Annotated in this window: 23 protein-coding genes; 11 read left to right on the forward strand and 12 right to left on the reverse strand. The window is 54.8% G+C overall.

Annotated features, from left to right (window positions below; all coding sequences use genetic code 11):
• Nucleotides 1-45: 45 nt before the first annotated feature.
• The 9 genes from potE to kdpF form a co-directional block, all read right to left on the reverse strand.
• Nucleotides 46-1,365: a putrescine-ornithine antiporter gene (gene potE, locus J4645_RS02225; protein ID WP_000042658.1), complete on the reverse strand. Its 1,320-nt coding sequence runs from the start codon at nt 1,363-1,365 to the stop codon at nt 46-48.
• On the reverse strand, nt 1,362-3,560 hold the full coding sequence (speF, locus tag J4645_RS02230; protein ID WP_001292402.1) for an ornithine decarboxylase SpeF: 2,199 nt from the start codon (nt 3,558-3,560) through the stop codon (nt 1,362-1,364). Before speF ends, potE begins: the two co-directional genes overlap by 4 nt.
• A 380-nt stretch (nt 3,561-3,940) precedes the next feature.
• Nucleotides 3,941-4,045: a leader peptide SpeFL gene (gene speFL, locus J4645_RS02235; RefSeq protein ID WP_015632840.1), complete on the reverse strand. Its 105-nt coding sequence runs from the start codon at nt 4,043-4,045 to the stop codon at nt 3,941-3,943.
• Between the two features lie 277 nt (nt 4,046-4,322).
• Nucleotides 4,323-5,000: a two-component system response regulator KdpE gene (gene kdpE, locus J4645_RS02240; protein WP_000186053.1), complete on the reverse strand. Its 678-nt coding sequence runs from the start codon at nt 4,998-5,000 to the stop codon at nt 4,323-4,325.
• Nucleotides 4,997-7,681: a two-component system sensor histidine kinase KdpD gene (kdpD, locus tag J4645_RS02245; protein WP_023215223.1), complete on the reverse strand. Its 2,685-nt coding sequence runs from the start codon at nt 7,679-7,681 to the stop codon at nt 4,997-4,999. Before kdpD ends, kdpE begins: the two co-directional genes overlap by 4 nt.
• Nucleotides 7,678-8,262, reverse strand: a complete 585-nt coding sequence (kdpC, locus tag J4645_RS02250) for a potassium-transporting ATPase subunit KdpC (protein WP_001528784.1) — start codon at nt 8,260-8,262, stop codon at nt 7,678-7,680. The genes kdpD and kdpC overlap by 4 nt, the downstream gene beginning before the upstream one ends.
• Nucleotides 8,263-8,270: 8 nt before the next feature.
• Nucleotides 8,271-10,319 carry a potassium-transporting ATPase subunit KdpB gene (kdpB, locus tag J4645_RS02255; RefSeq protein ID WP_000088034.1) on the reverse strand — a complete coding sequence of 683 codons (2,049 nt, stop codon included), beginning with the start codon at nt 10,317-10,319 and terminating at the stop codon, nt 8,271-8,273.
• 20 nt (nt 10,320-10,339) lie between these two features.
• Nucleotides 10,340-12,019, reverse strand: coding sequence for a potassium-transporting ATPase subunit KdpA (kdpA, locus tag J4645_RS02260; RefSeq protein ID WP_023215224.1), 1,680 nt, complete (start codon nt 12,017-12,019; stop codon nt 10,340-10,342).
• Nucleotides 12,019-12,108 carry a K(+)-transporting ATPase subunit F gene (kdpF, locus tag J4645_RS02265; RefSeq protein WP_001670793.1) on the reverse strand — a complete coding sequence of 30 codons (90 nt, stop codon included), beginning with the start codon at nt 12,106-12,108 and terminating at the stop codon, nt 12,019-12,021. Before kdpF ends, kdpA begins: the two co-directional genes overlap by 1 nt.
• Before the next feature lie 336 nt (nt 12,109-12,444).
• On the opposite strand from kdpF, the gene J4645_RS02270 reads away from it, so the two are divergent.
• Together J4645_RS02270 and phrB are read left to right on the forward strand one after the other, a co-directional pair.
• The gene (locus J4645_RS02270; protein ID WP_000401433.1) at nt 12,445-12,651 is read left to right on the forward strand and encodes a YbfA family protein; all 207 of its coding nucleotides are present in this window, start codon (nt 12,445-12,447) and stop codon (nt 12,649-12,651) included.
• Between the two features lie 110 nt (nt 12,652-12,761).
• Nucleotides 12,762-14,183 carry a deoxyribodipyrimidine photo-lyase gene (gene phrB / locus J4645_RS02275; protein WP_001142021.1) on the forward strand — a complete coding sequence of 474 codons (1,422 nt, stop codon included), beginning with the start codon at nt 12,762-12,764 and terminating at the stop codon, nt 14,181-14,183.
• Nucleotides 14,184-14,221: 38 nt separating this feature from the next.
• Here the strand turns inward: phrB and J4645_RS02280 are convergent, their stop codons facing one another.
• The gene (locus tag J4645_RS02280; protein WP_001041123.1) at nt 14,222-15,703 is read right to left on the reverse strand and encodes an MFS transporter; all 1,482 of its coding nucleotides are present in this window, start codon (nt 15,701-15,703) and stop codon (nt 14,222-14,224) included.
• Between the two features lie 328 nt (nt 15,704-16,031).
• On the opposite strand from J4645_RS02280, the gene ybgI reads away from it, so the two are divergent.
• From ybgI to nei, 5 genes are all read left to right on the forward strand, one after another.
• Nucleotides 16,032-16,775: a radiation resistance protein YbgI gene (ybgI, locus tag J4645_RS02285; protein ID WP_000798844.1), complete on the forward strand. Its 744-nt coding sequence runs from the start codon at nt 16,032-16,034 to the stop codon at nt 16,773-16,775.
• 15 nt (nt 16,776-16,790) lie between these two features.
• Nucleotides 16,791-17,447: a 5-oxoprolinase subunit PxpB gene (gene pxpB / locus J4645_RS02290; protein ID WP_023214136.1), complete on the forward strand. Its 657-nt coding sequence runs from the start codon at nt 16,791-16,793 to the stop codon at nt 17,445-17,447.
• Nucleotides 17,441-18,373 (forward strand): 5-oxoprolinase subunit PxpC, encoded by a 933-nt coding sequence (gene pxpC, locus J4645_RS02295; protein WP_000932044.1) that lies wholly within the window; start codon nt 17,441-17,443, stop codon nt 18,371-18,373. Before pxpB ends, pxpC begins: the two co-directional genes overlap by 7 nt.
• Entirely contained in the window at nt 18,363-19,097 is a 735-nt protein-coding gene (pxpA, locus tag J4645_RS02300; RefSeq protein ID WP_023215226.1) for a 5-oxoprolinase subunit PxpA, read from the forward strand. Before pxpC ends, pxpA begins: the two co-directional genes overlap by 11 nt.
• A gap of 121 nt (nt 19,098-19,218) precedes the next feature.
• Nucleotides 19,219-20,010, forward strand: coding sequence for an endonuclease VIII (gene nei / locus J4645_RS02305; protein WP_001113962.1), 792 nt, complete (start codon nt 19,219-19,221; stop codon nt 20,008-20,010).
• A gap of 54 nt (nt 20,011-20,064) precedes the next feature.
• Here the strand turns inward: nei and J4645_RS02310 are convergent, their stop codons facing one another.
• On the reverse strand, nt 20,065-21,111 hold the full coding sequence (locus J4645_RS02310) for an AbrB family transcriptional regulator (RefSeq protein ID WP_001122054.1): 1,047 nt from the start codon (nt 21,109-21,111) through the stop codon (nt 20,065-20,067).
• Between the two features lie 135 nt (nt 21,112-21,246).
• On the reverse strand, nt 21,247-22,530 hold the full coding sequence (locus J4645_RS02315; RefSeq protein ID WP_000785811.1) for a citrate synthase: 1,284 nt from the start codon (nt 22,528-22,530) through the stop codon (nt 21,247-21,249).
• A gap of 100 nt (nt 22,531-22,630) precedes the next feature.
• Here J4645_RS02315 and J4645_RS02320 point away from each other — a divergent pair, with 100 nt between their 5' ends.
• The 4 genes from J4645_RS02320 to sdhA all read left to right on the forward strand — a co-directional run bounded on the left by J4645_RS02320 (nt 22,631) and on the right by sdhA (nt 25,781).
• Nucleotides 22,631-22,876 carry a hypothetical protein gene (locus tag J4645_RS02320; protein WP_001539488.1) on the forward strand — a complete coding sequence of 82 codons (246 nt, stop codon included), beginning with the start codon at nt 22,631-22,633 and terminating at the stop codon, nt 22,874-22,876.
• Nucleotides 22,877-23,269: 393 nt separating this feature from the next.
• Nucleotides 23,270-23,674, forward strand: coding sequence for a succinate dehydrogenase cytochrome b556 subunit (sdhC, locus tag J4645_RS02325; RefSeq protein WP_000263340.1), 405 nt, complete (start codon nt 23,270-23,272; stop codon nt 23,672-23,674).
• Nucleotides 23,668-24,015 carry a succinate dehydrogenase membrane anchor subunit gene (gene sdhD, locus J4645_RS02330; protein WP_000254356.1) on the forward strand — a complete coding sequence of 116 codons (348 nt, stop codon included), beginning with the start codon at nt 23,668-23,670 and terminating at the stop codon, nt 24,013-24,015. Before sdhC ends, sdhD begins: the two co-directional genes overlap by 7 nt.
• Complete coding sequence (gene sdhA, locus J4645_RS02335; RefSeq protein WP_000775561.1) at nt 24,015-25,781, forward strand: succinate dehydrogenase flavoprotein subunit; 1,767 nt, start codon at nt 24,015-24,017, stop codon at nt 25,779-25,781. The genes sdhD and sdhA overlap by 1 nt, the downstream gene beginning before the upstream one ends.
• Nucleotides 25,782-25,790 lie beyond the last annotated feature (9 nt).

Genomic DNA, 25,790 nt, shown 5'->3' on the forward strand with positions numbered 1-25,790 from the left:
GAGTGAAAATGCCCGGACTACTGTTACCGCAGCCCGGGCGCGCCATCAGCCGTGTTTATTTTTCAATTCAAAACGCGGTGAGACCAGGCCGTATAACGTCCAGCCGAGGAAGGTCACAATTGAGCCGTACAGCATGGCTTCTTCACCGGAGGAATATAGCGCGTAGAAGCTATACATGGCGCCAACGAAGGCCACGAAGTTAGCGACTTTCGCTTTTGATGACGGCACATTCGCCATTTTCTGAATGATAACCAGCGCGGCCATCGACAGAATATACGGAATAATGTTCGTCACCACCGCCAGGTTAACCAGGACGTTAAACTGACTATTCAGCGACGGGCTAATGGTCATCAGCGACAGGCCAGTCTGAATAATCACAATAATCAACATCCCCTGAACCGGCGCGTCGACTTTCGTTACACGAGAGAAGACTTTCGGGAAATAGCCTTCGTCAGCGGAGGATTTAAAGACCTGAGCGATAGTGAACTGCCAGCCCAGCAGCGAGCCGCAGCAGGACATTACCATCAGCGCCATGATCACTTTACCTACCGCAGGCGTGAACATCTGTGCAAACGCCAGACCAAACGGCGCCGTGGAGTTCGCCAGATCCATGTTCGGCACAATCCCGGCAATCACGTTAGTCGAAACGATATAGATGACCGCCGCGCCCAGCGTACCGCCCAGTACCGCAATGGGGACGTTCTTTTCCGGATTCTCGACCACGTCTGCGTTGGCGCAGGCGGATTCCAGTCCAAGAAATGCCCACAACGTCATGGCGATGGAAGAACCGACCGCGCTAAAGAACGGAACATGGTGCGGGTTCCATGACGCTACGTACATGCTGGGGCTAAACCAGAACCAGCCAATGATGCACAGGCCGACAACCGGAATGATGACGCCCCAGACGGTAACGCTACTGATCTGTCCGGTAATACGCGCGCCGCCAAAGTTTGCGATGGTACAAACCCACAATACGGCGATAGTCGCCAGACCGATCTGGAGCGGCGTCAGCGCGGCGCCGAACAGCTCTGTGCCATAGCCGACAGCGGAGATGGCGATAGCCACGTTGGCGATCAGCAGCGAGACGCCGTAGGTATAGTTCGCCATAAAGTTGCCGGATTTACCGAAGGCATATTCGGCGTAACCGCCCATGCCGCCGGATTTACGGCTAAACATACCGCATTTCGCAAACGCCCAGGCCAGCGCCATCGAGCCGACGGCGGTGACCAGCCAGGAGATAATGGATATCGTGCCGACTTCAGACAGTTTGGTCGGTAGCATGATGATCCCGGAGCCCATCATGTTGACCATAGTCAGAATTGTGAGCTGCACGACACCCATTTTATTGGATTTAGGTTTACTCATAATTTTTCCTCCTTCAGCAGGGAGCGCTGCGCGTCACGAGGTTTAATGACGTAGCACCAGACCTGCTTACGGCCGTCGTGTTCTTCGATATAAACGCCCTGCAGTTCAGGCGCAAAGCCCGGCAGCAGGTTGATCCCTTCTTCCAGGGCGCTGAAGTAACGCAGGACAGAACCGCCCCAGATTTCACCCGGAACTACACACAGCACTCCCGGCGGGTAAGGCAGAGCGCCTTCAGCCGCGATACGACCTTCCGCTTCCGGCAGGCGAACCAGTTCGACCTCGCCGCGCAGATAGGCATAGTTGGCCTCTTGCGGATTCATACTGACTTTCGGGAAATGCGATTTACGGAACATCTCTTTTTGCAGCTGTTTCACGTTGTGCCGCGCATAGAGATCGTGCATCTCCTGGCAAAGCTGACGCAGGGTGTAGCCGGCATAACGCGCTTCATGCTGTTTGTAGATGGACGGTAATACTTCCGCTAACGGCGCATCAGCTTCCAGCAGTTTTTCGAAACGAGCCAGCAGGGCGACAAGCTGTTGTAACTTCGCCATGTCTTCTGCCGGCGTCAGCAGGAACAGAATGGAGTTGAGGTCGCATTTTTCCGGCACAACGCCGTTCTCGCGCAGGAAGTTGGCGAGGATCGTGGCAGGAACGCCAAAGTCTTCATATTCGCCGCTCGCTGCATTAATGCCCGGTGTGGTGAGCAGCAGTTTGCAAGGGTCGACAAAGTACTGATGTTCGGCATAGCCTTCAAACGCATGCCAGTGTTCTCCCGGAACGAAGTGGAAGAAGCGCAGATCGCTGGCGATCTCTGATGTCGGGTATGACTGCCACGGCTTACCATCAATCAGTTCCGGTACGAACGGACGGATGTGATGACAGTTTTCGAGGATCAATTTACGGGCATCGATGCCGTTAACCACGCAATCCATCCACATATTGCGACCGCTGACGCCTTCGTGCATTTTGGCGTTAACGTCCAGCGCGGCGAACAGCGGATAGAACGGGCTGGTGGAGGCGTGCATCATAAAGGCGTTGTTCATGCGCTTATGCGGAACGTAGCGCGATTGCCCTTTGATATGGCTATCTTTTTTATGGATCTGCGAGGTCTGGGAGAAACCGGCTTGTTGTTTATGAACGGACTGCGTCACCAGAATACCCGGATCGTTTTCGTTCAGTTCCAGCAGCAGCGGCGAACAATCGGCCATCATCGGAATAAATTGTTCATAGCCGACCCAGGCGGAGTCAAACAGGATGTAGTCGCACAGATGACCAATTTTATCGACGACCTGACGGGCGTTATAAATGGTACCGTCGTAGGTGCCTAACTGGATGACGGCCAGACGGAATGGACGTGCTTCGCGGGCACGCTGCGGCGCGACTTCGCTAATCAGCTCGCGCAGGTAATCTTCTTCGAAGCAGTGAGCGTCGATCCCGCCGATAAAACCATACGGGTTACGCGCGGTTTCCAGATAAACTGGCGTTGCGCCCGCCTGCAATAATGCGCCGTGGTGGTTAGATTTGTGGTTGTTACGGTCAAACAGTACCAGATCGCCCGGCGTTAACAGCGCGTTGAGTACGACTTTGTTAGAGGAGGAGGTCCCGTTCAGCACAAAGTAGGTCTTATCGGCGTTAAAGACTTTCGCCGCATGTTGCTGCGCAATGCAAGGCGCGCCTTCGTGAATCAGCAGATCGCCCATCGCCACGTCCGCGTTGCATAGGTCGGAGCGGAAGAGCGTTTCGCCAAAGTATTCCACGAACTGATTACCGGCAGGATGACGGCGGAAGAATTCGCCGCCCTGATGCCCCGGGCAGTCAAATGCGCTGTTGCCCTGGTTGACATAATCCACCAGCGCGCGGAAAAACGGCGGACGTAACTGCGTTTCGTAGTGGCTTGCTGCGGTTTCCAACTGGCGACCATAGAAGGCAGTACGGGATTCATTATATTCGAATACACCAGAGATACGCGGCAAATACTCAGGCGGTACGCGCCCTTCGTCATGAGTCGCGACAAACACGGGAATACCGTAACCCGTTGCGTCGATTTCATCGAGTTTTCCGTGTTCAATGTCGTCGATGGATAACACGATGGCAGCCACGTCGATGAAACGACTCTCATCAACATTTACAATATTACGGTGTGTAGAAAAACAATCCGGGCAATGACGGCTAACGGCAATTTTTAATTCTGACATTTTTTCATCTCTTTATTTCAGGTAATAGCAGGCCCTCAATTTCTCGCATGAGAAACTGATTCTTCCGGAAAAAATCAAAGCTATCCCGCTGATAAAAAAATCAGTAAATTAGCTTTATTTTAGATGTAATAAATCCCAACCCGTCCGGTTGCAGGAAATTCAGGATTTAAGGAGTTGAGTACTACGATATACAGGCAGAAACCGTGATAACTAAAATTGCGCTGAGTCGGAATTTCTTCTGTCAAACCAGATGGTTAGCTGGCTTGGTGTAAAGGAATTACCGTGCTGTCGCTTTTAACAATTCGAGTTATTTAGGCAATAGACCTGAATGACATAAGGGTCGGAAAGACCTGTATGCTGAAGTACCCGTAGCAGAAAAACTACCGGGCATTAAAGAAATGAAAATCGAAACTATTACGGTGGGCAAACATCATAATATGCGTTGTCCGCCTTATATGGGGCATAAAACGATTATTATTTTCCATTTTGAGGTCCTTTCATTGATTTATTGAAAGCATGGATATTTTATCCAGGGAGCGCCAGCGATCTGTGAACCAGATCAACAAAAAACGATCATTTGAAAAATAATTAGTCGGCGATTATGCATATCGTGCTGTGAAATAACGGATTGTTTCTTAAATGTTAATTATATGTTTTTTATATCCTTCATAAAATATAATATCGCCGCGAAAATAATTATTCGCGACGCCGAAAATAAATGACATAAAAATTAGAAGTTATTTAAAAATAATGAATGGCTATTCACGGCATAAAGCGATAGCCAATTCCGGTTTCGGTAATAAAATGGCGTGGGCGGGTGGGATCTTGTTCCAGTTTCTGGCGTAAATGTCCCATATAGATGCGCAAATAGTGGCTATGCTCCACGGCGTTAGGGCCCCAGACCTGGTTTAATAACTGCCGTTGGGTTAATACCTTGCCGGCATTATTGAGTAATACCGCCAGCAGGCGGAACTCAATCGGCGTCAGATGGATTTCTTCGTCGCCACGGTGGATCAACCGTGCGGCGAGATCGACCGTCACGCCGGAAAAGCGGACGATCGGATCGGCGCAAGGGCTGGCGGCGTGCCGTCGCAGCGCGACACGCAAACGCGCCTGCAACTCGCCAATGCCGAATGGCTTGCTCAGGTAATCATCAGCTCCGGCGTCAAGCGCGGCAATCTTATCGCTTTCTTCGCTGCGGGCGGAAAGGACAATCACCGGTATTGCGCTCCACTGACGCAGGTCGCGAATAAAATCGATTCCGTCGCCGTCCGGCAGGCCGAGATCGAGAATAATCAGATCGGGCTTTCGCGTGGCGGCTTCCAGTAAACCACGTTGTAATGTTTCAGCTTCATACACGCGCAGGCCGTCGCCTTCCAGCGCGGCGCGCAGAAAGCGGCGGATGGCCTGTTCATCTTCAACAATCAGAACGTTTGTCACATATCCTCATGAAAATCATCAAGTTCAGGTGGCTTTCCTTGCGGCAGCGTCACACGGAAACAGGCGCCGCCCTGCGGTCGATTATAGGCGGTAAGCGTGCCGCCGTGTACCTCTACGATAGCATGGCAAATCGCCAGCCCCAGCCCCACGCCGGGGACGGAGGACTCTTTGTTGCCGCGGGCGAACTTATCGAAAATCTTCTGTTCTTGCCCCGCAGGAATACCCGGCCCGTTATCCCAGACATCCAGTTGTAAACGATCGTCCTTAACCGCAGCATCAATGCCGATACTGGCCTGCGGCCCGGCGTACTTAACGGCGTTTTCCAGCAAGTTGATCAGGACACGCTCAAATAAGGGGCCATCGACATGGATAAGCGTTAACTGTTGCGGCAGCGACAATGTAATCGGATGCAATAAACCCGGCTCTAACATCTGTAACGCGCTACCGACGACCTCTTCCAGCGTCAGCCACTCTTTTTTAAGATTAAACCCGCCGGACTGAATACGCGCCATATCCAGCAAATTATTCACCAGCCGGGTGGTGTTGAGAATATGCTGGCGGATTTCACTGGCCTGACGCGCGTGGGGCGATCCTGCGCTGGCTAAATCCAGCGTCAAAATTTCCGCCTGGCCGAACAATACCGTCAGCGGCGTGCGTAAATCATGCGATAGCGCCGCCAGCAGAGCGTTGCGAATACTTTCGCGCTCGCTGGCGAGACGCGCCTGTTCTTCGCTGGCGGTTAGCGTCAGTCGTTCCAGCGCGTTGGCGACAAGCAGAGTAAATGTTTCCAGCAGGCGTTGCTGTTCCGGCACCATTAACTGACGCAAATTACCCGGTTCGACGATAGCCAGACCGTATGTTTTATCGGCGCTTTTCAGCGGCAGGATTTGATAAGGCACGCCTGGGAGGGTATCGGTGCCTGCGCCGGCAGGCTGGCCTTTATCAAAACTCCAGCGCGCAATTGCGTCGTCCCACGGCGTCATGCCTTGCTGGTGGGTGAGAGGCCGCAACTTACCGTTAGCATCAGGTAATAAAATTTGGCTGCGCGCCTGAAACGTCGAGGCGATAAACCGCTCGCTGGTCGCGGCGATATCATGTTCGCTACGCCCGACGGCCAGTGCTTTAGACATTTCATATAAATGGCGGGTACGCTGTTCTCGATAACGGGCGACGCGCGCCTGATAGCGCACCCCGGCAGTAAGATTGCCAATCACCAGACCAACCGTCAGCATCACGGCAAAGGTCAGCAAATACTGCACGTCCGAAACGGCGAGCGTACCGCGTGGCGCGATAAAAAAGAGATCGAAACTCGCCACGTTAATCACCGTCGCCACCACCGACGGCCAGCGTCCGTAAAGCAGCGCAATCACCACTACGCCCAGCAAATAGAGCATCACCAGATTGGCGGCGTCGAAGGTGACAAGCCACTGCATAGCGATAAGCGTGGTGATGGCGCAAAGCGCCACGGCGACCAGACAGCCCTGAATCTGCCCACGCCATTTCTCTTTAAAAGGTCGGTTATCAGGCGTTTGCGCCAACGCGCGGGCAGGCGGTTCTTCCAGCGCGACGATCACCTGATCGAGATCCGGCGCGCGCCTGGCAAGACGGTCGGCGAAAGCGTCACGTCGCCACCAGCGTCGCGACGCCGGGCGGCCCATGACGATTTTCCCCAGATTATGCTCGCGGGCATAGCGCACGACCGCTTTCTCTTCGGCGGGATCGGACAGGGTGGCGGTTTCCGCGCCAAGCTCCTGCGCCAGGCGCAGCGCGCTTAAAATGGCCCGTCGTTGCTTTTCCGGTAAGCGGTGTAACGTTGGCGTTTCGACATAGACGGCGTGCCAGACGCTGCCGAGCCGGGAGGCCAGACGCGCCGCGGTACGCACCAGTTTTTCGCTGCCGGTGTTATGCCCGATACACAGTAAAATCGCATCGCGGGTATGCCATACTTTTTCTTCGCCCGGATGCGCGCGCCAGGCGCGCATCTGATCGTCCACGCGATCGGCTGTCCGGCGTAGCGCCAGCTCGCGGAGGGCGATCAGATTGCCCTTGCGGAAAAAATGTTCAATAGCGCGTTCCGCCTGACCGGCGATATACACTTTACCTTCGTTGAGCCGTTGGCGCAGATCGTCGGGCGGCAGATCGACCAGTACGACTTCATCGGCGGCATCAAAAAAGGGATCGGGGACAGTTTCGCGCACCTGAATCCCCGTGACGCCGCTCACCACATCGTTCAGACTTTCCAGATGTTGTACGTTCACGGTGGTGAAAACGTCGATTCCCGCTTCCAGCAGCTCTTCAATATCCTGCCAGCGCTTAGGATGGCGTGAGCCAGGCGCGTTACTGTGCGCCAGCTCATCCATTAAAATCAGCGCCGGACGCCGGGCGAGGGCGGCATCCAGGTCAAATTCGCGGATTTGCCGCCCCCGGTGCGAGTGACGTTTTGGCGGCAGAATGGTCAGCCCGTCAAGTAGCGCGGCGGTCTCTTTACGGCCATGCGTTTCTACCACGCCGATCACCACATCCAGCCCCTGCGCTCGCAGCCGCTGCGCTTGCGCCAGCATCGCCCAGGTTTTTCCGACGCCTGCGCAGGCGCCGAAGAAAATTTTCAACTTCCCCCGGTGGGGCGGGGGCGTTTGTTCCAACAAGCGATCCGGATCAGGACGCAAGGGTTCGTCGTTCATTTCGCTCTGTGTCCCTGTAGCGCATCCAGCGCCAGATTAAGCTCAACAATATTCACCACTGGTTGCCCAAGAAAGCTCGCCAGCGGCCTGTGCGTATATTCTGCAACCAGTTGCGCGACCTGTTCAACGGGAAGCTGGCGAGCCGCCGCCACGCGGGGGATTTGCCATGCCGCGGCGCCGGGCGTCAGATTATTATCCAGCCCGCTTGCCGACGCCGTCGTCAGCTCAACCGGAACCGCGGAACTCGCCTGGGGGTTAGCGGCGCGTAGCGCGGCGACGCGGGCCTGAATTTGCGCATCCAGTTCGGGATTGCTGGCGGCCAGGTTGCTTCCGCCCGACGCCAGTGGATTATAAGGCGTATCGGCGGTGGCGGAGGGCCGGCCATGAAAATAGCCTGCGGCGGTAAACGATTGTCCGATAAGCGCTGAGCCGCGTATCACATTGTCTTTATGAATCAGCGAGCCATTAGCCTGCCAGGGAAACCACCACTGCCCCAGCGCCGTGGTCAGAAGCGGATACACGCCGCCGGTCAATAACAGCAGAAATAACATTGTCGAAAAAGCAGGACGTAAACCGATCATCATACACCTCACGCCAGACCCAGCAGGGTCAGCAGCACATCAATCACTTTGATGCCAATAAACGGCACCACCAGACCACCCAGACCATAGATCCATAAATTACGGCGCAGCATGGCCGATGCGGAAAGCGGCTTATAACTCACGCCTTTTAATGCCAGCGGGATCAGAAAAATAATAATCAGGGCGTTAAAGATCACCGCGCTCAGAATGGCGGAGTTCGGCGAATGCAGCCCCATCACGTTGAGCGCGTTTAGCTGCGGATAGGTAGCGGCAAACGCGGCGGGAATAATGGCGAAATATTTCGCTACATCATTCGCGATACTGAAGGTGGTGAGCGAGCCGCGCGTCATCAGCATCTGCTTACCGATATGCACCACTTCAATCAATTTGGTCGGGTTAGAGTCCAGATCCACCATATTACCGGCTTCTTTTGCCGCCTGGGTGCCGGAGTTCATCGCCACCGCGACGTCAGCCTGCGCCAGCGCCGGGGCATCGTTAGTGCCGTCGCCGGTCATGGCGACCAGCCGTCCTTCCGCCTGATATTGACGGATCAGCGCCAGCTTGGCTTCCGGCGTGGCTTCGGCAAGAAAATCGTCCACACCGGCTTCGGCGGCAATCGCTGCCGCCGTCAGGCGGTTATCGCCAGTGATCATCACCGTTTTAATGCCCATCTTTCGTAGCTGGGCGAAACGTTCTTTAATGCCGCCTTTAACGATATCCTTGAGGGCGATAACACCCAGTACGCGCGCGCCTTCCACGACCACCAGCGGCGTCGCGCCCAGACGCGCCACGTTCTCGACGTTTTGCTCGACATCGGCGGGAAAATGGCCGCCATTGCTCTCGACATGACGCCGAATCGCGTCCACCGAGCCTTTACGGATCATCCGGTTATCGATATTAATCCCGCTCATGCGGCTTTGCGCGGTAAACGGAACAAAGGTGGCATGAAGCGACTGCACATCGCGTTCACGCAGGTTAAAGCGCTGTTTGGCGAGGATCACAATGCTGCGGCCTTCCGGCGTTTCGTCGGCCAGCGAAGCGAGCTGCGCGGCGTCAGCCAGCGTGCGTTCGTCCACCCCTCGGGCGGGTATAAAATCGGACGCCTGGCGGTTGCCGAGCGTGATAGTGCCGGTTTTATCCAGCAGTAACACGTCGACATCGCCCGCGGCTTCTACGGCGCGGCCGCTGGTGGCGATGACGTTCGCGCCCAACATTCGGCTCATTCCGGCTACGCCAATGGCGGAGAGTAGCCCGCCGATGGTGGTGGGGATCAGGCACACCAGCAACGCCACCAACACGGTGACGCTGACCGCGTTACCGCCCCAGGCGGAGAAGGGCCACAGGGTGGCGGTCGCCAGCAAAAAGACAATGGTCAGGGCAATGAGCAAAATCGTCAGGGCAATCTCGTTAGGCGTTTTCCGCCGCTGTGCGCCTTCCACCATCGCGATCATCCGGTCAAGAAAGGTTTCGCCAGGATTGACGCTACAGGCAATCACCAGCCAGTCGGAAAGAATTCGCGTGCCGCCGGTGACAGAGGCGAAATCGCCGCCGGACTCACGGATCACGGGCGCGGATTCGCCGGTAATCGCACTTTCATCCACCGAGGCGCCGCCTTCGATGACCTCGCCATCGCAGGGAATAATATCGCCCGCTTTGACCAGGACAATGTCGCCTTTCCGCAGTTCAGCGGCGGGCACGTTATCAGCCTGCGCATCATGGCGAGGGGCGCGCAGGCGGCGAGCGAACGCGGTCTTTTTCACCCCTTTCAGACTGTTTGCCTGGGCTTTGCTGCGGCCTTCCGCCAGCGCTTCGGCAAAATTGGCGAACAGTACGGTGAACCATAACCACAGACTGATCACCCCTGTAAACAAGGCGCTTCCCGCTATTTGTCCTGTTACCATAGCGAGCGTTAACAGAGTGGTTAGCACGCTGCCGGCCCAGACCACAAACATCACCGGGTTACGCCACTGGGCGCGTGGGCTTAATTTTTTTACGGCATCCGTTAGCGCCTGTACGAGTAAAACAGGTTCAAACAGCGCCAGTTGCTTGCGACTCATATCAATGTACTCCACATCGCTCAAGGTAAAGAGAAATGTTCCGCTACCGGGCCAAGCGCCAGGGCAGGAATAAACGTCAGCGCGCCGACCAGCAGTACCGTGCCGATGAGCAGTCCAATAAATAGCGCGCCGTGGGTCGCCAGCGTTCCCTGACTGGCCGGCTGTACTTTTTTACTGACCAGCGATCCGGCGAGGGCCATGACAGGAATAATCACGCCGAAACGTCCGACGAACATGCAGAACGCCAGCAAACAATTCCAGAAAGGCGAGTTAGCGCTCAGACCCGCAAAGGCGCTACCGTTGTTGTTGGCGGCAGAGGAGACGGCATATAGCACTTCGCTAAAACCGTGCGGGCCAGGGTTCAGCATTGCGCTGCGTCCGGCATCCGTCATCATCGCCAGCGCCGAACCCAACAAGACCAGCATCGGCGTGACCAGAATCGCCAGCGCGGTCATTTTCATTTCGCGCACGTCGATTTTTTTCCCCAGATATTCCGGTGTGCGACCGATCATCAGCCCCGCGATAAACACCGCCAGCAGGACAAACAGCAACATGCCGTACAGCCCTGAACCGACGCCGCCAAAGACCACTTCGCCAATTTGCATCAGCCACATCGGCACCATACCGCCCAGAGCGGTAAACGAGTCGTGCATGGCATTTACCGCCCCGCAGGACGCCGCGGTCGTGACGACGGCAAACAGGCTGCTGGCCAGCACGCCAAAGCGTGTTTCTTTACCCTCCATGTTGACGCTACTGTCCGCGCCTGCCGCCAACAGATGTGGATTTCCCTGAACTTCCGCCCACATCACTACCGCTACGCAGACCACAAAAATGAATGACATTGCCCACAGTAGCGCGCGTCCCTGACGGCGATCGCCCGCCGCTTCGCCAAAGGCGAAACAGAGCGCGGCTGGAATCAAAAATATCGCCAGCATCTGCGCCAGATTAGTGAGCGCGGTGGGGTTTTCGAACGGATGCGAAGAGTTGGCGTTAAAGAAACCGCCGCCGTTGGTGCCAAGCATTTTGATCGCCTCCTGCGAAGCAACCGGACCCATCGGCAAGAGTTGTTTAGCGCCTTCAAGAGTGGTGATGGGCTGATAAGCCGACAGGTTTTGCGGTACGCCTTGTTGGATAAAAAACAGCGCGATAATTAACGCGACAGGAAATAATATCCATAGCGTAATGCGTACCAGATCTTGCCAGGCATTACCCAGCGTGTGCACATTCTGGCGCGTAAAGGCGCGGATAAGTGCAAAAACCACCGCAATCCCGGTCGCCGCCGACAGGAAATTTTGCACCGTCAGCCCCGCCATCTGGCTAAAGTAGCTCAGCGTGCTTTCGCCGCTGTAGGCTTGCCAGTTGGTATTGGTGACAAAGCTGACGGCGGTATTCAGCGCCAGATCCCAGGACAGACCCGGTAGCCGCTGCGGATTTAAGGGCAGCCACTCCTGCCAGAACAGCAGGCAAAACAGGATGCCCAGTCCCAGCAGATTGAGCGTCAGTAGCGCCAGTAAATACTGACGCCAGTTCATTTCGTGGTCGGTAATGCCAAGAGTTCGCCAGAGGATACGCTCAATGCCAGCCACGCCCGGCAACGGAACGGCGGCGATGAGCCTTGCCAGGCCCGAACCCAACGGTTTCGCCAGTACCAATAAAATCAGTAAAAAACTGGCGATCAGTAAAAATCCTTGCGCGGCCATCAGAACGCCTCCGCATTAATCAGGGCATAGACCAGATAACCTAAAAGTAAGAAAACCAGCACGATGCCGGTTATCACGCCTGCACTCACAGAGCACCTCCAGTGGCATTGTTTTACTCCTGAGAAAGGTAATTTTTTGGCTGCAAAGATTTCGCAAAAATTGGCGGGCGGAGTGTAAAAAAAGTATAAAAATGGCAAAGACCATTATTTAACTAATGTTTAGTATTAATTTAACCTTTTTGTAACTAATTTACGCTTTGAATGTAAATCTGCTGGAAAAGCGTGAAAATAAGTGGTCGGATGAGTAGTAAAATTACACCGAAAGCGGTACTATTTTAATCAGGTAACGAGGTTCAATTTTTCGGTGCTATTCACCGATTCAATCTATACCGGGGCGGGTAGCGTCGGTATAAAGGGGGAAAACGTATGGAACACTATAAAGACTATCCGGCGCATGTCATTTTTGCCCGTCGTGCTTTCGCGGTGATCGCAGGCGTGCTGGCGCTGCCGGTGATGCTCTTCTGGAAAGACCGCGCGCGTTTTTATAGTTATCTGCACCGTGTCTGGTCGAAAACCAGTGATAAGCCGGTATGGATGGCGCAGGCTGAAAAAGCCACCTGCGACTTTTATTAATCGCGACCAGCCTGAAAAACCGTCAGCCGCCACGCTGGCGGTTTTTTTATGCGCCAGGGTCTACACTGTTTAACGCTATTCGCCATGACGTTTCATCTTTCAGGAGTTGTATGCCCACCCATTTAGTCTGGTTCAGGCGCGATCTGCGTTTACAGGATAACCTTGCGCTGGCCGCCGCCTGCCGCGATGCATCCGCGCGGGTGCTGGCGCTTTATATTTCCACCCCCGCGCAGTGGCAGGCCCATGATATGGCGCCGCGGCAGGCGGCATTCATCAGCGCGCAGCTCAACGCGCTACAGACGGCCCTTGCAGAGAAAGGGATTCCGCTGCTGTTTCATGAAGTGGCGGATTTTAACGCCAGTATTGAAACGGTCAAAAACGTTTGCCGACAGCATGACGTCAGCCATCTGTTTTATAACTATCAGTATGAGTTTAACGAGCGTCAGCGTGATGCGGCGGTGGAAAAAACGCTGCCATCTGTCATCTGCGAAGGCTTTGACGATAGCGTGATTCTGGCGCCCGGCGCGGTGATGACCGGCAATCATGAAATGTATAAAGTTTTTACGCCGTTTAAAAACGCCTGGTTGAAACGGCTAAAAGAGGATATTCCGCCATGCGTTCCGGCCCCGAAGATCCGGGTGAGCGGCGCGCTTTCTACACCCTTAACGCCAGTCTCGCTTAACTACCCGCAACAGGCGTTTGACGCCGCGCTTTTCCCGGTGGAAGAAAACGCGGTTATCGCGCAGCTACGTCAGTTTTGCGCGCAGGGCGCAGACGGGTATGCGTCACGGCGCGATTTCCCTGCGGTTGAAGGCACCAGTCGGCTTTCCGCCAGCCTGGCGACGGGAGGACTGTCGCCGCGACAGTGCCTGCACCGATTACTGGCGGAGCAGCCGCAGGCTCTGGACGGCGGACCGGGAAGCGTCTGGTTGAATGAACTCATCTGGCGGGAATTTTACCGTCATTTAATGACCTGGTATCCGGCTTTATGCAAACACCAGCCGTTTATCCGCTGGACAAAACGCGTCGCGTGGCAGGAGAACCCGCACTATTTTCAGGCATGGCAGAAAGGCGAAACCGGTTATCCCATTGTCGATGCGGCGATGCGCCAGCTTAACGCGACGGGCTGGATGCATAACCGTTTACGCATGATTACCGCCAGCTTTCTGGTAAAAGATCTGCTAATTGACTGGCGGTTAGGGGAGCGCTATTTCATGTCGCAGCTTATTGACGGCGATCTTGCCGCCAATAATGGCGGCTGGCAGTGGGCCGCTTCAACCGGTACTGATGCCGCGCCTTATTTTCGTATTTTTAATCCCACGACTCAGGGAGAGAGGTTCGATCGCGACGGCGAATTTATCCGCCAGTGGCTACCGGCATTACGCGATATCCCTGGAAAAGCGATTCACGAGCCGTGGCGGTGGGCGGAAAAAGCGGGAGTCGTGCTTGATTATCCTCGGCCTATTGTGGAGCACAAACAGGCGAGAATCGCGACGCTTTCCGCCTATGAGGCGGCGAGAAAAGGGGCGTGATACAGGCCCGGTAGCGCAAACTACCGGGCCTTCTGCTATCAGGATTCGACGGCCAGCGCGCGGCTTTTGAATTTGAAGGACTGATACAGCCAAATCAGCAGGACAACCCCTACGCAGGCTAACGCGCCCCAGGTGATCTGTTCAAAAACATCCACATAGGCGTTGATGGCGTAATTAACCGCGCCGCTGGCGTCGAAGGCGCTTTGCGAAGTCTGGTCAGCGATGACGCCTGCCAGATAGTTAGCTATCGCGCCGGACAGCAGCATATAAATTCCGGTTAATACGCCGGTGACGCCGGGGATGTCAATGCGCGTAATTTGCGACATGGCGACCGGGTCGATAAACAGCTCGGCAAAGCCCATCACCGCCAGTCCCAGCACCATTAGCGGCATTGAAGAGTGTCCGTAAGCGGCGGACCAGCGTGCGCTCAGGGTCAGAATACAGAATCCGGCGCTCATCAGACCGAGACCCAGCGCGAATTTGCCCCAGATACGCACGGTGCGATTACCGCTTACGCTCTCTTTAACCAGCCAGGCCAGGACGACCCCACACAGCATCACGGCAAAGGCGTTCACCGACTGGAACATGGCGGTAGGAACGGAATAGCCCAGAATATCGCGGTTCACAAAGCGGTCGATATACAGGCTGATAGAACTGCCGCCCTGCTGGGCAAACGCCCAGAACAGCATACTGAACAGGGTCAGGGTGACAATCAGCCCCAGTTCTTTGCGTTGTTTGGCCGTTTGCGCCTGGCGATAAATTTTTGCCAGCACGACCAGGCCGATCGCGGTCGCCACGATTAAGGCATAGACAGACCATTCTTTCCAGAACAGAACGGTAATCAGCAACGGCGCCGCTACCAGCAGAATTAACAGCCAGCCCCAGTTCGGCAGCAGGTAGTTTCTGGCGCACAACACGGCTTTATTCACGCCGGTGGTGTGGGTGAAATGACGATTTCCACACAGGAAGATCACTAACCCCGCCAGCATACCAATGGCGGCGAGCGCAAAGCCCATCGCCCAACTGTACTCCTCTTGCACATAGCCGCAGGCGATAGGCGCCACGATCGAACCAATATTACCCGCTGCGTAAAGCAGCGAGAACCCGCCGTCGCGGCGCGGATCTTCAGGCTGGTACAGTTCGCCCAGCAGGCAGCTAATATTCGATTTAAACAGGCCGTAGCCGCAGACAATGATCGCCAGCGACAGATAAAGGAATGTCGGCGCGATCTCACTGGCGCCCAGCACTAAATGACCGATCGCCATTAAAAATGCGCCCAGCATGACTGCCATTCGGTTGCCAAGCACCTTATCCGCCAGATAGCCGCCAAGAATCGGCGTTACGTAGACCAGCGAACAATAAGCGCTGAATAACTCATAGGCGTGGTTATCGTCGTATTTTAGCTGATTGGTGAGATAAAGAATCAGTAGGGCGCGCATACCATAAAAGCTGAAGTACTCCCAAATTTGCAGGGCGACAACGTAGTAAATAGCGCGGGGTTGAGATGCTTGTTTATTCATCGTATTTCCGGGATAGAGACGCTGCGGCAAGAACGCGGCATTCTCAGATAATGCCTTTCTTTGTGGGCTTATTAAGCCTGCCGTATCGCCGTGTTTCCTTAAAGTTACCAACATGATACAGAACTGATTTTTTCCGCAATATGCGTTCTGATTGCATAAATATACATGAAACCGATCGTGTTTTGCTAAGTAATTTGCGCCAAACCCGGGGGTGATTGTTTCTTGATGTGTCAAACAAATGTTTATCGACGAACGGCTAACGGGAGGCTATGTTAACGGAGACTGAACCCGTAACGGGAAAGTAGAACGTGGGTTAAAGGGAGCGATGATGAAAAACACCGAGCTGGAACAACTGATTAACGACAAGCTGAACAGTGCGGCAATAAGCGATTATGCGCCGAATGGTTTACAGGTCGAAGGAAAAGAGACGGTACAGAAAATCGTTACCGGCGTGACCGCAAGTCAGGCGCTGCTCGATGAGGCGGTGCGTTTGCAGGCCGATGCGGTCATTGTTCATCATGGTTACTTCTGGAAAGGCGAGTCTCCGGTTATTCGCGGCATGAAACGCCGTCGCTTAAAAACGTTACTGGCAAATGATATTAACCTTTACGGTTGGCATCTGCCGCTGGATGCGCACCCTGAGCTGGGCAACAATGCGCAGTTGGCGGCGCTATTGGGCATTACCGTGAAAGGAGAAATTGAGCCGCTGGTGCCGTGGGGAGAGCTCTCAATGCCGGTGCCGGGGCTGGAACTGGCCTCATGGATTGAAGCGCGTCTGGGGCGTAAACCGCTATGGTGCGGCGATACCGGGCCAGAGAATGTGCAGCGTGTCGCCTGGTGTACCGGCGGCGGACAAAGTTTTATTGATAGCGCCGCCCGCTTCGGCGTGGATGCTTTTATTACCGGCGAGGTGTCTGAACAGACCATTCATTCCGCGCGCGAACAGGGGCTGCATTTTTATGCCGCCGGGCACCATGCCACTGAACGCGGCGGTATTCGCGCCCTGAGCGAATGGTTGAACGAAAACACGGCGTTGGATGTGACGTTTATTGATATCCCTAACCCGGCATAACTGAGAGGTAATAAAGTGCAGCGAGCGCGTTGTTATCTGTTAGGCGAAACGGCAGTCGTCCTGGAACTTGAACCGCCGATTACGCTGGCGAGCCAGAAACGCATCTGGCGTCTGACGCAGCGTCTGGTCGATATGCCGAACGTGGTGGAAGCCATTCCCGGGATGAACAATATCACCGTGATCTTGCGGGAACCGCAAACCCTGGCGCTGGATGCGATTGAGCGTCTGCAGCGCTGGTGGGAAGAGAGCGAGGCGCTGGAGCCGGACTCGCGTTCGGTTGAGATCCCGGTGATCTATGGCGGCGCAGGCGGGCCGGATCTGGCGGCGGTGGCACGGCACAGCGGTTTGAGTGAAAAGCAGGTCGTGGAGCTACATGCCTCCGTTGAGTATGTCGTCTGGTTTGTAGGCTTTCAGCCCGGCTTTCCCTATCTTGGGAATTTACCAGAACCGCTCCATATGCCCAGACGCGCGGAGCCGCGCCTGCAGGTTCCGGCCGGTTCTGTCGGCATCGGCGGCGCGCAGACGGGGATTTATCCATTATCCACGCCGGGCGGCTGGCAGCTGATCGGCCTCACGCCGTTGAAGTTATTCGATCCGATGCGGGAGCCTCCGGTTCTGCTACGCCCTGGCGATAGCGTACGCTTTGTGCCGCAAAAGGAGGGAATATGCTGAATATTATTCGCGCGGGGATTTACACCTCCGTGCAGGATAGCGGGCGTCACGGCTTTCGTCAGTCGGGGCTGAGTCACTGCGGTGCGCTGGATAAACCCGCCTTTCAGACCGCTAATCTCCTGGTCGGGAACGATGCGAATGCCCCGGCGCTGGAAATCACTCTCGGTCAACTGGTTGTCGAATTTGAAAATGAGACCTGGTTCGCTCTTACCGGCGCAGGCTGCGAAGCGCAGTTGGATGATCAACCGGTCTGGACAGGCTGGCGATTGCCGGTAAAAGCGGGTCAACGTCTTACGCTGCATCGACCGCTTCACGGGATGCGTAGCTATCTGGCGGTGGCGGGCGGTATTGCTGTGCCGGAGGTGATGGGATCGTGTAGTACCGATCTGAAGTCCGGTATCGGTGGGCTGGAAGGACGGCTGCTAAAAGATGGCGATCGGTTGGCGACGGGTAAACCATCGCGACAGTTTAGCGGGCCGCAGGGCGTGAAGCAGTTACTGTGGGGGAATCGCATCCGTGCGCTGCCGGGGCCGGAATACCGTGAATTCGATCGCGCCTCGCAAGAAGCGTTCTGGCGTTCACCGTGGCAACTCAGTCCGCAAAGTAATCGCATGGGCTATCGGTTGCAGGGACAATCGTTAACGCGGACAACGGATCGCGAACTGTTGTCGCACGGTTTGCTGCCCGGTGTCGTACAGGTGCCTTACAACGGTCAACCTATTGTGCTAATGAATGATGCCCAGACAACTGGCGGCTATCCGCGCATTGCCTGCATCATCGAGGCAGATATGTACCATCTGGCGCAGATTCCGCTAGGGCAACCGATCCATTTTGTGCAATGTTCGCTGGAAGAGGCGCTCAACGCGCGCCGCGAGCGTCAGCGCTATCTGGAACAGCTTACCTGGCGACTTCAGCATGAACATTGATTTAAATGCGGATTTGGGCGAAGGTTGCGCCAGCGACAGCGAATTATTAACGCTGGTCTCCTCCGCCAATATCGCCTGTGGTTTTCACGCCGGTGATGCGCAAACCATGCTGACCTGCGTGCGCGAGGCGCTGAAAAACGGCGTGGCGATCGGCGCGCATCCCAGCTTTCCGGATCGGGATAATTTTGGGCGGACGGCGATGGTTTTGCCGCCGGAAACGGTATACGCCCAGACTCTGTACCAAATCGGCGCGCTGGGGGCGATTGTTCAGGCGCAAGGCGGCGTGATGCGCCATGTCAAACCGCACGGTATGCTCTATAACCAGGCGGCGAAAGATCCCCATCTGGCACAGGCGATTGCGAAAGCGGTACACGACTATGATCCGTCACTGATACTGGTTGGACTGGCGGGAAGTGAGCTGATCCGGGCCGGTGAACGCCATCGCCTGGTGACGCGGCAGGAGGTGTTTGCCGATCGCGGCTATCAGGCCGACGGTAGCCTGGTGCCGCGCACGCAACCTGGCGCGCTGATTCACGACGAAGAGCAGGTGCTGGCGCAAACGCTGGATATGGTACAAGCCGGGAGAGTGAAAAGCGTTACTGGTGTGTGGACGACTGTCACGGCGCAAACGGTGTGCATTCATGGCGACGGCGAGTATGCGCTTGCATTCGCACGCAGGCTACGCGCCGCGTTCAATGCGCGTAATATACACGTTATTGCCTGAGAGCCAGACGATTGAAGCTATTATATTACGGCTGTGGATGTTCATTATGGCGTTCGATGTGCATTCCAGATAGTCAGAGGCGGTGTAGTCCATTAATCAACTGTTAACAAAGGATATTATCATGCCTGAAGGCCCGGAAATTCGTCGTGCGGCGGATAATCTGGAGGCGGCAATCAAAGGCAAACCCTTAACCGATGTCTGGTTTGCCTTTGCACAGTTAAAACCGTATGAATCGCAGCTTACCGGTCAAATTGTTACCCGGATAGAGACGCGGGGAAAAGCGTTATTGACCCACTTTTCAAATGGCCTGACGCTCTACAGCCACAACCAACTCTATGGCGTATGGCGGGTGATCGACACTGGTGAAATACCGCAGACCACGCGTATATTGCGCGTCAGGCTACAAACGGCGGATAAAACTATACTGCTTTATAGCGCGTCTGATATCGAAATGCTGACAGCAGAGCAGCTCACGACGCACCCCTTTTTACAGCGAGTCGGTCCGGATGTGCTGGACGCGCGTCTCACTCCGGAAGAGGTTAAAGCTCGATTGCTGTCGCCGCGTTTTCGCAACCGACAATTTTCCGGACTGTTGCTGGATCAGGCCTTTCTGGCGGGATTGGGGAATTATCTGCGCGTTGAAATCCTCTGGCAGGTAGGGTTAACCGGACAGCATAAAGCGAAAGATCTCAACGAGGCGCAACTGAATGCGCTTTCTCACGCGCTGTTGGATATTCCGCGCCTTTCCTACACTACTCGCGGTCAGGCGGATGAAAACAAGCATCATGGCGCACTGTTTCGCTTTAAGGTTTTCCACCGTGACGGCGAAGCGTGCGAGCGGTGCGGCGGCATTATTGAAAAAACAACACTTTCCTCACGCCCGTTTTACTGGTGCCCGCATTGCCAGAAATAGCCGGAACCGCCATCGGCGAGCTGCTATTGCCTGATGGCGCGACGCTTATCAGTCCTACAAAGGTTGTCTGGGCGCATAGGTTGATATAAAACGGGCCACTGCTGGCCCAGTTAACAGAATGCTGAACAGCCGTAGGGTTTGCATTGCCATGATGAGCGCCATATCGGCACTGCTTCCTGCCGCGATCGCGGCAACCGTATCCAGACCCCCGGGACTGGTGGCGAGATAAGCCGTCATAAAATCAATCTGCATGTAGTAAGCCATTCCCCACGCCATCGCGGCGCAAATCGCCATCAGCGCGAAAATTGACAATAAGATTTGCGGCAATGGCCGCAGCGCCATAAAAAACACCTGTCTGTCAAAACCCAGCCCAATACGCCAGCCTATCGCCATATACGCCACGGCCAGCAGCCATTCGGGTAATTCAATCTCAATGATGCCTTGCGAATGGAGAAGCGCGCCTGCCAACATGGGGAGCAGCATCGTGCCGGAAGGGATACGCATCAGGCGACCGGCAATGCCCGCCACGATCGCTAATAGCAGCGTCGTCAATAAATTACCGCTAAGCGGCGGAAACCAGATCACCTGTTGGCTGACCGCTGCCGCGCTGTCGCCGAGTATCAGGCGTGTCACCAGCACCGCCGCGCCAGCCACAAACAGTACCCGTAGATACTGCATAAACGCCACCAGGCGGATATCCGCCCCGTAATCTTGCGCCATCGCTACCATTGCCGCTGCGCCGCCCGGCGATGACCCCCATGCGCCGGTGTTGCCGGGCAGCGAGCTGTAGCGTACCAGCAGCCAGCCGACTATCGCGCTGGAAAGCAGCGTCACCAGCAACACTAAAAGCACGACCGGCCAGTAGAGGGCGAGGGTGGTCAATATCGAACCGGTTAGATTTTGGGCGATCATACAGCCGAGAATCGCCTGTGCGGCGAGAAAAATACCGCGCGGAAGTTGTAGCGTACTACCTCGCAAACTCAACACGATACCCGCAATCATTGGACCGAGCAGCATTGCCGCCGGAAGGTGCAGATAGAGAAAAATAAGGGAAATGAGCAGCGATAACAGGAACAACAAAAACCACTGCAGAATCGGCATTCCATGCTCCCTGAATGATATTTAGCGAAACCTTAATTAATCATAGAGAGTAACGGGATAAGAATAAAATAATGAGGATAAGAAAAAGGGAAAATGTACCGGATGGCGAGGGTTGCGTCGCCATCCGGTTGTCAATTAACGCTTCAGCGCCGATTTAAAATCGCGTTTATCGTAGCCGGTATACAGCTGACGAGGACGGGCGATTTTCATGCCGTCAGTGTGCATTTCATTCCAGTGTGCAATCCAGCCAACGGTACGCGCCATGGCGAAGATCACGGTGAACATGGAGGACGGAATGCCCATCGCTTTCAGAATGATGCCGGAGTAGAAGTCTACGTTCGGGTACAGTTTCTTCTCGATGAAGTACGGGTCGTTCAGCGCAATGTGCTCAAGCTCCATCGCCACTTCCAGCAGATCATCTTTGGTGCCCAGCTCTTTCAGCACTTCGTGGCAGGTTTCACGCATCACGGTGGCGCGCGGATCGTAGTTTTTGTAAACACGGTGACCGAAGCCCATCAGGCGGAAAGAATCATTCTTGTCTTTCGCACGACGAACAAATTCCGGAATGTGTTTAACAGAGCTGATTTCTTCCAGCATTTTCAGCGCGGCTTCGTTTGCGCCGCCGTGCGCGGGTCCCCACAGGGAGGCGATCCCGGCGGCAATGCAGGCGAACGGGTTGGCGCCGCTTGAACCTGCGGTACGTACCGTTGACGTAGAGGCGTTCTGCTCATGGTCAGCGTGCAGGATCAGAATACGATCCATCGCGCGCTCCAGTACCGGATTCACTTCATAGGTTTCACACGGCGTGGAGAACATCATGTTCAGGAAGTTACCGGCGTAGGAAAGGTCGTTGCGCGGATAAACAAACGGCTGACCGATGGAATATTTGTAACACATCGCCGCCATGGTCGGCATTTTGGACAGCAGGCGGAACGCCGCGATTTCACGGTGGCGCGGATTGTTCACATCCAGCGAGTCGTGGTAGAACGCCGCCAGCGCGCCAGTGATCCCGCACATTACCGCCATCGGATGTGAGTCGCGACGGAAAGCATGGAACAGGCGAGTGATTTGCTCATGGATCATCGTATGGCGGGTGACTGTCGTTCTGAACTCGTCATACTCTTCCTGCGTCGGTTTTTCGCCGTACAGCAGGATGTAACAGACTTCCAGATAGTTGGAATCGGTAGCAAGCTGGTCAATCGGGAAACCGCGATGCAACAAAATGCCTTCGTCGCCGTCGATGAAGGTGATTTTAGATTCGCAGGATGCGGTAGAGGTGAAACCAGGGTCAAAAGTAAAAACTCCTTTTGAACCGAGACTACGAATATCAATAACATCTTGACCGAGTGTACCTTTTAGCACATCCAGTTCAATAGCAGTGTCACCAGTAAGGGTGATTTTTGCCTTTGTATCAGCCATTTACGGTCTCCTTAGCGCCTTATTGCTTAAGACTGCCGGAACTCAGACTTGCCTTCTCCACGTCACCTTCCCTGTCGTTAGCGCAGGGAAGATTCTGTGTATGCATCAATCAACCGTTACCAGTTTGTTATTTGGCTCGCCGCTCTGTGAAAGAGGGGATGACCTGGGTACAGAGCAATGGGCGCTTGCAGGTAACGGATTGATTAATTTCGAATTAGCAGCAAATCAGGAACGTAGCAATCCGAGTAATGTAACCTGTCTATCACTAATAACTGTCCTGAAAGAATGGGTCAATATCATTGTACTGTTGCATAACTTATTAACAGGTGAAAGAGTGACCCCATAACTTTTACGCATTATATGCTTTTTCTGGTGTTGTTTGTAACAATTTTGTTTAATGTTTGTCAAATCAGATGATTGAAAATTAAAAAAATGTTGTTATCGTGACCTGTGTCACTGTTCAGGATAAAACCTGACAAACTATATGTAGGTTAATTGTAATGATTTTGTGAACGTCCTATACTGCCGCCAGGTCTCCGGAATACCCTGCAATCCCGAGCCACCCAGCGTTGTAACGTGTCGTTTTAGCTACTGGAAGCAGTGTTTTACATGACGCGCAGTTATAGAAAGGACGCTGTCTGACCCGCACGCAGACCGGAGGAAGGAAATCCCGTCGTCTTTCTGGCTACAGGTAGATTCACCTCTGTAACCGAAGTCTTAAGGGAATAATAAGAACAGCATGTGGGCGTTATTCATGATAAGAAATGTGAAAAAACAAAGACCTGTCAATCTGGATCTACAAACGATTCGGTTCCCCATCACAGCGATAGCGTCCATTCTCCATCGCGTATCCGGTGTGATTACTTTCATCGCAGTCGGCATACTACTGTGGCTACTGGGCACCAGCCTCTCTTCTCCGGAAGGATTCCAGCAGGCCGCCGATATCATGGACGGCTTCATCGTTAAATTTATCATGTGGGGCATCCTTACCGCGCTGGCGTATCACGTCATCGTGGGAATTCGTCACATGTTAATGGATTTTGGCTATCTGGAAGAAACATTCGAAGCGGGTCAACGCTCTGCCAAAATCTCTTTTGTTATCACTGTCGTGCTTTCACTTCTCGCAGGAGTCCTCGTATGGTAAGCAACGCCTCCGCATTAGGACGCAATGGCGTACATGACTTCATCCTGGTCCGTGCTACCGCTATCGTTCTGACGTTATACATCATCTACATGGTGGGTTTTTTCGCCACGAGCGGCGAACTGACCTTTGAAGCCTGGACCGGTTTCTTCTCATCGGCCTTCACCAAAGTCTTCACCCTGCTGGCGCTTTTTTCCATCTTGATTCATGCCTGGATCGGCATGTGGCAGGTGTTAACCGACTACGTTAAACCACTAGCAGTGCGTCTGATACTGCAACTCGTTATTGTTGTTGCGCTGGTGGTTTACGTCATCTATGGATTTGTTGTGGTGTGGGGTGTGTAATGAAACTGCCAGTCAGAGAATTTGATGCTGTTGTGATTGGTGCCGGTGGCGCAGGTATGCGCGCGGCGCTGCAAATTTCCCAAAGCGGCCAAACCTGTGCGCTGCTCTCGAAAGTCTTCCCGACCCGTTCCCATACCGTTTCCGCGCAGGGCGGTATCACCGTGGCGCTCGGCAATACCCATGAAGATAACTGGGAATGGCACATGTACGACACCGTTAAGGGGTCGGACTACATTGGTGACCAGGATGCCATCGAATATATGTGTAAGACCGGACCGGAAGCGATTCTGGAACTGGAGCACATGGGGCTACCGTTCTCCCGTCTTGATGATGGACGTATCTATCAGCGCCCGTTCGGCGGCCAGTCGAAAAACTTTGGCGGCGAGCAGGCGGCACGTACCGCGGCAGCGGCTGACCGTACCGGTCACGCCTTGCTACATACGCTGTATCAACAGAATTTGAAAAACCACACCACGATTTTCTCCGAATGGTATGCGCTGGATCTGGTGAAAAACCAGGATGGCGCGGTGGTGGGGTGTACCGCACTGTGCATCGAAACCGGTGAAGTGGTGTACTTCAAAGCCCGCGCGACGGTGCTGGCGACCGGCGGCGCAGGCCGTATCTACCAGTCCACCACCAACGCTCATATCAATACCGGTGACGGTGTCGGTATGGCGCTGCGTGCCGGTGTCCCGGTGCAGGACATGGAAATGTGGCAGTTCCATCCGACCGGTATCGCCGGGGCGGGCGTGCTGGTGACAGAAGGCTGCCGCGGCGAAGGCGGTTACCTGCTGAACAAACACGGCGAGCGCTTTATGGAGCGTTATGCGCCGAACGCCAAAGACCTGGCGGGTCGTGACGTGGTGGCGCGTTCCATCATGATCGAAATCCGTGAAGGTCGCGGCTGTGATGGTCCGTGGGGGCCGCACGCTAAACTGAAACTGGATCACCTGGGTAAAGAGGTGCTGGAATCTCGCCTGCCGGGTATCCTGGAGCTGTCCCGCACATTCGCCCACGTTGACCCGGTGAAAGAGCCGATTCCGGTTATCCCGACCTGCCACTACATGATGGGCGGTATTCCGACTAAAGTGACCGGTCAGGCGCTGACCGTGAACGAGCAGGGCGAAGATGTGGTGATTCCGGGGCTGTTTGCGGTAGGCGAAATCGCCTGTGTATCGGTTCACGGCGCCAACCGTCTGGGCGGTAACTCACTGCTGGATCTGGTGGTCTTTGGCCGTGCGGCGGGGCTGCATTTACAGGAATCCATCGCCGAGCAGGGCGTGCTGCGCGACGCCAGCGAGTCTGACGTTGAAGGTTCTCTGGAGCGCCTGAATCGCTGGAACAATAACCGCAATGGCGAAGATCCGGTGGCTATCCGCAAAGCGTTGCAGGAGTGTATGCAGCATAACTTCTCCGTATTCCGTGAAGGCGACGCGATGGCGAAAGGGCTTGAGCAGTTGAAAGTGATCCGCGAGCGTCTGAAAAACGCCCGTCTGGATGACACGTCCAGCGAGTTTAATACCCAGCGTGTTGAGTGTCTGGAGCTGGATAACCTGATGGAAACCGCCTACGCCACTGCCGTATCAGCCAACTTCCGGACGGAAAGCCGCGGCGCGCATAGCCGCTTCGATTTCCCGGAGCGTGATGATGCCAACTGGTTGTGTCATACCCTGTATCAGCCGCAAACGGAATCCATGACGCGCCGAAGCGTCAATATGGAGCCGAAACTGCGTCCGGCGTTCCCGCCGAAGATTCGTACTTATTAATTGCGGAGA

Origin of the sequence: Salmonella sp. 32082101201600294FB01SM01 (assembly GCF_017572865.1) — a bacterium.
GTDB lineage: Bacteria > Pseudomonadota > Gammaproteobacteria > Enterobacterales > Enterobacteriaceae > Salmonella > Salmonella enterica.

What these genes read in the sequence shown, in the direction of transcription:
- potE (WP_000042658.1), bottom strand. Translation starts at nt 1,365, where the DNA reads ATGAGTAAACCTAAATCCAATAAAATGGGTGTCGTGCAGCTCACAATT.
- speF (WP_001292402.1), bottom strand. Translation starts at nt 3,560, where the DNA reads ATGTCAGAATTAAAAATTGCCGTTAGCCGTCATTGCCCGGATTGTTTT.
- speFL (WP_015632840.1), bottom strand. Translation starts at nt 4,045, where the DNA reads ATGGAAAATAATAATCGTTTTATGCCCCATATAAGGCGGACAACGCAT.
- kdpD (WP_023215223.1), bottom strand. Translation starts at nt 7,681, where the DNA reads ATGAACGACGAACCCTTGCGTCCTGATCCGGATCGCTTGTTGGAACAA.
- kdpC (WP_001528784.1), bottom strand. Translation starts at nt 8,262, where the DNA reads ATGATCGGTTTACGTCCTGCTTTTTCGACAATGTTATTTCTGCTGTTA.
- kdpB (WP_000088034.1), bottom strand. Translation starts at nt 10,319, where the DNA reads ATGAGTCGCAAGCAACTGGCGCTGTTTGAACCTGTTTTACTCGTACAG.
- kdpA (WP_023215224.1), bottom strand. Translation starts at nt 12,019, where the DNA reads ATGGCCGCGCAAGGATTTTTACTGATCGCCAGTTTTTTACTGATTTTA.
- J4645_RS02270 (WP_000401433.1), top strand. Translation starts at nt 12,445, where the DNA reads ATGGAACACTATAAAGACTATCCGGCGCATGTCATTTTTGCCCGTCGT.
- phrB (WP_001142021.1), top strand. Translation starts at nt 12,762, where the DNA reads ATGCCCACCCATTTAGTCTGGTTCAGGCGCGATCTGCGTTTACAGGAT.
- J4645_RS02280 (WP_001041123.1), bottom strand. Translation starts at nt 15,703, where the DNA reads ATGAATAAACAAGCATCTCAACCCCGCGCTATTTACTACGTTGTCGCC.
- ybgI (WP_000798844.1), top strand. Translation starts at nt 16,032, where the DNA reads ATGAAAAACACCGAGCTGGAACAACTGATTAACGACAAGCTGAACAGT.
- pxpC (WP_000932044.1), top strand. Translation starts at nt 17,441, where the DNA reads ATGCTGAATATTATTCGCGCGGGGATTTACACCTCCGTGCAGGATAGC.
- pxpA (WP_023215226.1), top strand. Translation starts at nt 18,363, where the DNA reads ATGAACATTGATTTAAATGCGGATTTGGGCGAAGGTTGCGCCAGCGAC.
- nei (WP_001113962.1), top strand. Translation starts at nt 19,219, where the DNA reads ATGCCTGAAGGCCCGGAAATTCGTCGTGCGGCGGATAATCTGGAGGCG.
- J4645_RS02310 (WP_001122054.1), bottom strand. Translation starts at nt 21,111, where the DNA reads ATGCCGATTCTGCAGTGGTTTTTGTTGTTCCTGTTATCGCTGCTCATT.
- J4645_RS02315 (WP_000785811.1), bottom strand. Translation starts at nt 22,530, where the DNA reads ATGGCTGATACAAAGGCAAAAATCACCCTTACTGGTGACACTGCTATT.
- J4645_RS02320 (WP_001539488.1), top strand. Translation starts at nt 22,631, where the DNA reads ATGCATCAATCAACCGTTACCAGTTTGTTATTTGGCTCGCCGCTCTGT.
- sdhC (WP_000263340.1), top strand. Translation starts at nt 23,270, where the DNA reads ATGTGGGCGTTATTCATGATAAGAAATGTGAAAAAACAAAGACCTGTC.
- sdhD (WP_000254356.1), top strand. Translation starts at nt 23,668, where the DNA reads ATGGTAAGCAACGCCTCCGCATTAGGACGCAATGGCGTACATGACTTC.
- sdhA (WP_000775561.1), top strand. Translation starts at nt 24,015, where the DNA reads ATGAAACTGCCAGTCAGAGAATTTGATGCTGTTGTGATTGGTGCCGGT.